This is a genomic window from Nocardia sp. NPDC046763, assembly GCF_040645495.1.
GTDB lineage: Bacteria > Actinomycetota > Actinomycetes > Mycobacteriales > Mycobacteriaceae > Nocardia.
The window spans coordinates 1-5,616 of record NZ_JBEYYI010000075.1; the positions used below are offsets into that span (position 1 = coordinate 1).

Below are 5,616 nucleotides of genomic sequence, written 5' to 3' on the forward strand. Positions count from 1 at the left end.
GTCCGGGCGCTCTGACCGCGGTTGACGGTGGCGCGCTCGAGAGAGAAGTTCGGGTCGTCCTTGTTGAGCCAGTAGAACTCGTCGAGCACGCTTGCCGATTCCTCCGGCGGTGCCACGGTCTCCTGGGGCTGCGGGGCGGTTCCGGTGGCGGAGACGGTCGGCGGCGTCACCACGTGGGTCTGCCGCGCTGGCGTCACCAGGTACACCGACAGCACCGCGGTCACGATCAGCGCGATGGCCGCGATCCCGACCAGCAGCAAGAGCCCGAGCCGCCGCAGGCCCGGCACGCGCACTGCGGATTCGCGATCGGGTTCCGGCATGGCGAGCGGGAGGCGATGCTGGCTGTTGATCACACCCGCCACCAGGATCACCATCGAGACCAGCAGCAGCACCGGCATCAAGGCCAGCGACACCGCGGACGACGGATGTGGCGCGGCGGGTCCTCCGGTTCCCGGAATGTACCCGCGCAGTGCGACGACAGCCAGCATCACGAGCCCGATCAATGCGATCGCGCGCGCTGCCACCGTCCCCACCCCAGTCACGAGCACTCCTAACCAGAGTCCAGCAGAAATCAGGCACATAGTTACATGCCGAGTGGTCCGTCAGGACCAAAATCGAGAAGCTGGAATCACATACCCGCCGCACATAAATCCCCCACCTGCACGGCGTCCCGCACCAGACCCGAAAACCCAGGTCATCCCGGTCGAAGCCGACCCCGCCGCCGCAACCCCACTTATCGCCATCCGTGCACGATCCGGGCCACAGATCAGGATCGCGGCTACAGCGGAGGCAGGCCGGTCTCGCGAGGCGGGCGGGCCGCCCGGCCCTTCGGCGCATTCGAGGCCGGAAGCCCGCACCCCCGGTGGCGCGGCAGCCCGGCGACGCGGGGACACCGCGTGCCGGGCAGAGCGGTCGACGGTCCGCGACCGTCGCGATCAGGCGGTGCGGCGGACGCGGGCGCGTAGACGGGTCAGCGGCGAGGGCTGGGCCAGGGCGCGAGCGGGTTCGGCCACCGGTTCCCGGACCGCCGGTGCCGGATAGGCGGTTCCCGCGGGAGCCCCGACGCGGCCGGCCACGGTGCGCGGCTCGACCAGGCGGCCGAGAGCGCGGAAGTCCCAGCCCGCCGCCAGCCAGGGCTCGGGGTCGAGGGTATTGCGGGCGTCGATGATGACCCGGCCGCGGGCGACCGTGCGCAGGAACCCCGGATCCAGTTCCCGGAATTCACGCCACTCGGTCAGGTGCAGGACCACATCCGCCTCGTGCAGGGCGGCCGCCGGGGTGGCGGCGAACACCAGCTGCGGGGCGACGGCGCGCGCCGGACCCGTTGCGGCGGGGTCGAATACGGTCACCTCGACCCCGGCCGCGTGCAGCCGCTGCGCGACATCGAGGGCGGGTGAATCGCGGACGTCGTCGGAGAGCGGCTTGAACGCCGCACCCAGCACCCCGACCCGGCCCTGCGGCCGGTGGCCGCCCAGCAGCTCCAAGGTATCCCGCACCACGCGCTCGCGGCGGCGCAGGTTGACCGCGTCGATGTCGCGCAGGAAGTCGACCGACTCCCCCGCGCCGAGCTCGGTGGCACGGGCGATCAGGGCGCGCACGTCCTTCGGCAGGCAGCCGCCGCCGTAGCCGAGGCCCGCGCCCAGAAACTTTCGGCCGATCCGGTCGTCATGGCCCAGGGCGTCGGCCAGCAGGGTCACGTCCGCGCCGGTGAGGTCGCACAGCTCGGCCATGGCATTGATGAACGAGATCTTGGTCGCCAGAAAGGCATTCGCGGAGACCTTGATCAGCTCTGCGGTCGGCAGGTTGGTGATCACCACCGGCGAGCCCGCGGCGATGGGCGTGGCATACACCTGTCGCAGCGCCCATTCCGCGTCCGGCGTGGTGACACCGAAGACCAGGCGGTTCGGATGCAGCGTGTCGTGGACCGCGTGCCCCTCGCGCAGGAATTCCGGGTTCCAGGCCAGATCGACCGAAATCCCTTCCGGCGCAAGCTCGGCAATGCGCGCGGTGAGCGCCTCGGCGGTGCCCACCGGCACCGTGGACTTGCCGACGATCAGACAGTTGCGGGTCAGGTGCGGCACCAGCCCGTCCAGCGCGGCGTAGAGCTGCGACAGGTCGGCGGCCCCGTTCACCCCGGGCGGCGTTCCGACACAGAGGAAGTGGACGTCGGCGAACTCGGCGGCCTCGATCAGCGAGGTGCCGAAGCGCAGCCGCCCGCCCGCCACGTGCCCGGCCAGCAGTTCCGACAGCCCGGGCTCGTGGAAAGGCACCCGCCCGGCGGACAGCGCCGCGGCCTTGGCCGGATTGCTGTCCACCCCGAGTACGTCGAAGCCGAGTTCGGCCATGCCCGCGGCATGGGTGGCGCCCAGGTATCCGGTGCCGATGACGGAGATGCAGAGCATCAGGATGCCTCCTTGGTGGCCGGGAACTCGCCCCGCGTCGAATCGGACTGCAGAGTCGAATCCGACTGCAGGCGTTCCGCGATCACCTCGCGGTAGTGACGGATGAGCAGATCGTTGACGGCCGTCCAGGACCGGTCGCGCACGCTGCGCACCGCGTTCTGCCCGGTCTGCTCGCGCAGGCGCGGGTCCTCGACCAGGCGGCGCACCAGTTCGGTCATCGCCTCGGCGTCGCCGGGCGGATAGAGGAAACCCGTGCCGGGCGTGACCACGTCGATCGGACCGCCCGACTTGGGCGCGACCACCGGCACACCGGAGGCCAGCGCCTCCTGCGCTGCCTGGCAATAGGTTTCGTGGCGTCCGGTGTGCACGAAGACATCCAGCGAGGCGTAGGCCGCCGCGAGTTCATCGCCGTGCAGCACGCCGAGGAATTCCGCGTCCGGCAACAGCTTCCGCAGCCGCTTCTCCTCGGGGCCGCCACCCACCACGACCAGCCGGACGCCTGGCAGCGGCCGCAACGCGGCGAGCAGCTCGAGCTCCTTCTCCGGCGCGAGGCGCCCGATATAGCCGACCAGCGCTTCGCCATTGGGGGCCAGGCGCTTTCGCAGTTCCGCCGACCGCCGGAACGGGCCGAACTGCTGCAGGTCGACTCCGCGCGGCCAGCGGCCCAGTCCCGGAACGCCCATCAGCTCCAACTGGCGCAGGCTGGCGGTGGAGGGCGCGAGGGTGCGGTCTACCCGCAGGTGGATGCGTCGGGTCAGCGCGGTCATGGCGCGGACGCCGCCGGGCAGGTCGTAGCGCAGCGCGAAACCCACCAGATCGGTCTGATAGATGGCGACGGTCGGAATCCCAAGCTCGTTCGCGACCTTGGCCGCCTGATAGCCGAGCGTCGCCGGCGAGGCGATATGCACGACGTCGGGCCGGAATTCGCGCATGATCTTGCGCAGCCGGCGGCGGGTCTCCAGCCCGATCCGGAAATCCCGGTAGAAGGGCAGCCGGGCCCCGCGCACCACGTGCACGCGGAACCCGGCGTACTTGCCGGGGCCGGTCGGGGCCACCAGCGTGGCCTCGTGCCCCTTGGCGGCCAGGTGATCCAGCACCCGCCGCACGGAGTTGGTGACGCCGTTGACCTGGGGAAGAAAGGACTCGGCGACGACCAGCACCCGCAGGCGGGCGCTTTTCCGGATATGGGGACTACTCGGTATGCTCGGGTTCCGCGGCGCGGAATCCCTTGCCTGCTCGCGGATTCGCATCGTTCCCCTCCGGTTCGGTGCTGCTCCTGACGCCACGGTAGGAAGCGGCCCGCAACGCCAGACCCCCTCCGCGTTGACGGCACGTGAACCGTGCGCGTCGATCAAGTCGGCCAGTTCACCGGGGCTTCGCCGAACGGCTATCGAGACTCGAGGTTTGCCGGTTCGCGCAGCTCCGCGAGCCGGCTGAGGGTGCGATAGAGATCGGGGACCCGCTCGATCGCACCGCCCAGCTCCGCCAGCGGCACGTCGGCGAAGATCGACAGTTCCAGGTCGGCGTCGTAGAGCACGTCGACCAGATTCACGAAGCGCATCACCCAGTCCGGCGGCACCGTCCCCATGGGCGGCACCGTGCACACCACCCAGCGGCGGACCTCGCGGGTGAGCCCCAGGAAATCGGCCGCCGACACCGGGATCCCGCACAGCTCCGCGAAATCGACGGTGAGCTCCCCGTTTTCCAGCGCGCGGGCATGCAGCCGCCGATGCGCGACGGGCAGGTCGACCGCGCCGCTCACCGGGCATGCCCCGACCACGTAGTGCCCGGCGGCGAAGCCGGTGTGCCGACCCCCCAGCGTGCGGTAGTCCTGCGGCCCGTCCACCGCCACCACGTCCAGGTGCTCGAGGATGCGCTCGATGGTCGGCACGAACATGCCGTGCATGAGGGGGTTGGGCAGCAGGTCCTGCGGCGGATAGTTCGAGGTCACCACGAGGGTGACGCGCCGGGCGAACAGCGTGTCCAGCAGTCGCGCCACGAGCCGGGCATCGCCCGAGTCGTGCACATGGAATTCGTCGAAGCAGATCAGATCCGCGTCGCCGAGCAGCGCGTCCACCGAGGCGTCGATACTCCCGTACTCGTGGATTCCGGCGTTCAACTGCGCGAAGAAGGCGTGGAAGTGGTAGCGCCGCTTGCGATTCGACGACACCGATGCGAAGAAGCGGTTCATGAGCATGGTCTTGCCGCGCCCCGGACCGCCGTACAGGTACAGCCCGCGCGGCCGCCGCCACCTCCGGCCCACCCGCTCGGCAATGGCGGCCAGTTGCTCGGCGGCGTGGCGCTGGTCGGCATCGAGCACGATCTCCGGCGTTTCCATGACACCCTCCCGGCATCCTCTACACTTATAGAGCTTCCTCTATAGTTGTAGAGGATCACGGAGATGCAGAGGAGCAAAGGTGACCGCCTCCACACCCGACCGGCGCACCCTCATCGTGGACAGCGCCATCGATCTCATCGCCACACAAGGACTCCGGGCGCTCACCCACCGCGCCCTGGACACCGCGCTGGAACTCCCCGCAGGATCGGCGTCCTACTACTTCCGCACCAAACGGGCCCTCATCGAGGCCATCGTGGACCGCATCACCACCCGCTCCCGCACCGACTTCGCGGCCGGGCAGGCCGATCTGGCCGTGCCCGAGGGAGAAGTGAAGGCCCGCACCCAGATCGACCTGGATCGGATCGCGCACGGCATCGCGGGCTGGCTGGACCGTCTACTGGCACAACGCCGCAACCATCTGATCGCCCGGCATGCGCTCATCGTCGACCTGCTCGGCGATGCCGAGCTGCACGCGAAACTCGTCGGCTGCCTGTTCTCCCACCAGCACGCGACCACGCTTTTCGAAACCCTCGGCGCACCCGACCCGGCCACCGCCGCAGCCGATTTCGTCGCGGTCCTCGAGGGCATGGTCTTCGATCGCTTCGCCGGAGCCAGAATCACACTGGCTCCCGGATCCGCTGCGAGCGTGCGCCAACTCGCACGGATACTGGCGATTCAGCTCAGGACCGCCGCACAATCCTGATCATCGTGTCCGGCCACGGCGGCCGCCGCACCACCGCCGCGGTGCCCAGGGTCGCGGCGATCAACCCGGTCAACACTCCGAGCAGCGAGATCCGGCTCAAATCCACGGCGGGTTCCCATTTCACGGTCTCACCCCGCACCACGAAGATGCCCAGCGGCCGGGGGCCCAGCAGC

The 5,616-nt window shown here is 69.9% G+C and carries 4 protein-coding genes and 2 pseudogenes; 1 reads left to right on the plus strand and 5 read right to left on the minus strand.

The features are described from left to right. From ABZ909_RS43340 to zapE, 4 genes and pseudogenes are all read right to left on the minus strand, one after another. Positions 1-542: pseudogene (locus ABZ909_RS43340) on the minus strand (hypothetical protein); the annotation flags it as partial. A gap of 393 nt (positions 543-935) precedes the next feature. Beyond that, a complete protein-coding gene (locus tag ABZ909_RS43345) occupies positions 936-2,402 on the minus strand; it encodes a UDP-glucose/GDP-mannose dehydrogenase family protein (protein ID WP_357012289.1) in 1,467 nt (488 codons plus the stop codon). Continuing rightward, entirely contained in the window at positions 2,402-3,568 is a 1,167-nt protein-coding gene (locus tag ABZ909_RS43350; protein ID WP_357012295.1) for a glycosyltransferase family 1 protein, read from the minus strand. The genes ABZ909_RS43345 and ABZ909_RS43350 overlap by 1 nt, the downstream gene beginning before the upstream one ends. A 221-nt stretch (positions 3,569-3,789) precedes the next feature. After that, the gene (gene zapE, locus ABZ909_RS43355) at positions 3,790-4,740 is read right to left on the minus strand and encodes a cell division protein ZapE (protein WP_357012291.1); all 951 of its coding nucleotides are present in this window, start codon (positions 4,738-4,740) and stop codon (positions 3,790-3,792) included. Between the two features lie 79 nt (positions 4,741-4,819). Between zapE and ABZ909_RS43360 the strand changes: the two genes are divergently transcribed. Further along, a complete protein-coding gene (locus ABZ909_RS43360; protein ID WP_357012293.1) occupies positions 4,820-5,443 on the plus strand; it encodes a TetR family transcriptional regulator in 624 nt (207 codons plus the stop codon). Here ABZ909_RS43360 and ABZ909_RS43365 read toward each other — a convergent pair. Further along, a pseudogene (locus ABZ909_RS43365) lies at positions 5,421-5,616 on the minus strand (hypothetical protein); the annotation flags it as partial. The gene ABZ909_RS43360 and the pseudogene ABZ909_RS43365 overlap by 23 nt on opposite strands.

Excerpts from the sequence above, each read along its gene's own strand:
- ABZ909_RS43345 (WP_357012289.1), bottom strand. The coding sequence starts at position 2,402 with ATGCTCTGCATCTCCGTCATCGGCACCGGATACCTGGGCGCCACCCAT.
- zapE (WP_357012291.1), bottom strand. The coding sequence starts at position 4,740 with ATGGAAACGCCGGAGATCGTGCTCGATGCCGACCAGCGCCACGCCGCC.